1 protein-coding gene is annotated in these 1,399 nt (G+C 41.1%); it reads left to right on the forward strand.

The annotated features are described in order from the left end of the window. Positions 1 to 526: 526 nt before the first annotated feature. Entirely contained in the window at positions 527 to 1,171 is a 645-nt protein-coding gene (locus ACWXWT_RS20495; RefSeq protein WP_456043404.1) for a cupin domain-containing protein, read from the forward strand. Positions 1,172 to 1,399 lie beyond the last annotated feature (228 nt).

Below are 1,399 nucleotides of genomic sequence, written 5' to 3' on the forward strand. Positions count from 1 at the left end.
TCTCAGGTATTCCACTTCTGTGTTACATCGATTTAAAAGGCAACAACCATTTCTACATCAATGTGCCTTGAATTGAAAAAACTGAGAGACTCTGAACTGACCAGATATTTAATGAGATTGGTATTACACCAATAAGTACTGACTGTTCATTGGGTTGATTTCGCTTTAAGCTATTAGAATATGTAGAGCTTTCGAAGTTGTTTTTACGTGAATTGTTGCTCCATAACTGAAAGTAAGAGCTACAAGGCTGGGCTTTTACTGTGTCGTTATTCTACATTTAACAGCCGATATTGCATTAGCAATGAACAACAAACGCTGCCCGAAGGGAGGCGGCTAAAAACGTTTTACTTTGTTGAGCAATTCTTTGTTAAGTGAGTAATGTTTAGATTGTTAGGCTGCAAACCACTCGCTTCAACTAAACGCTTTTATCTAGAACTACTATGCCTACAATTTTATCACTTGCCTATAAGGCGAAGAACTCTCGCTGAATGAGCAGATAGTAATTAAAATTGGTATAAGGATCAAAATGTTAAATATGGATTTTAGCCAACGCGTGGTGATAAACACAAATGAGCTTGAATGGCAAAATAGCCCAGCCGCAGGGGTATTACGTAAACGCTTAGCCCGCGAGGAGGCCGAGCGTGGCCATGCAACTAGCATTGTTAAATATGAAGCAGGCGCTAAATTTAACGCTCATCCTCATCCATTAGGTGAAGAAATTTTAGTACTCGACGGCGTGTTTTCTGATGAAACTGGTGACTATCCGGCGGGAACTTATTTGAGAAATCCCGAAGGTTTTGTCCATGCACCATTTAGCTTACAAGGCTGCACGCTATTAGTTAAGCTGCATCAATTTCAAAATGATGATTCTCAACAAGTTGCTATTAATACCAGCAAGGCTAAATGGTTACCGGGTCATGGTCAGTTACAGGTGATGCCATTGCATCAACATGGTTCCGAATCTACAGCATTAGTCATGTGGCCAGCTGGTACGCGCTTTCAAGCCCACAGTCATTTTGGCGGTGAAGAGATTTATGTCATTAGCGGAGAATTTATCGATGAGCTTGGTCGTTATCCTGCAGGTACGTGGATCCGCAGCCCACATTTAAGTCAACATAATCCGTATGTGGAGCAAGACACAGTGATTTTAGTCAAAGTAGGCCATTTGTAACCATCGAGATAAACCTACAAAACGATAGCATTTAGTCGTTATACCAATCCTATTAAATATGTGATCTTTCAGCGGGAGTTCAAAGTGCTGTAGGCAAGGCCGATGATTGAAGCGAATAGTGATCCTCGGTAACAAGCTCCTGCGTTACTCTACCTCCAGTATCTGACCGCCATGGATGGTGGGAATGTCTTATTTTTTATGGAAAAAAATAGACCATGCAGTCGTATT

The organism is Shewanella sp. A22 (assembly GCF_053850585.1).

Coding starts and splice junctions, on each gene's coding strand:
- ACWXWT_RS20495 (WP_456043404.1), top strand. CDS start 527: ATGTTAAATATGGATTTTAGCCAACGCGTGGTGATAAACACAAATGAG.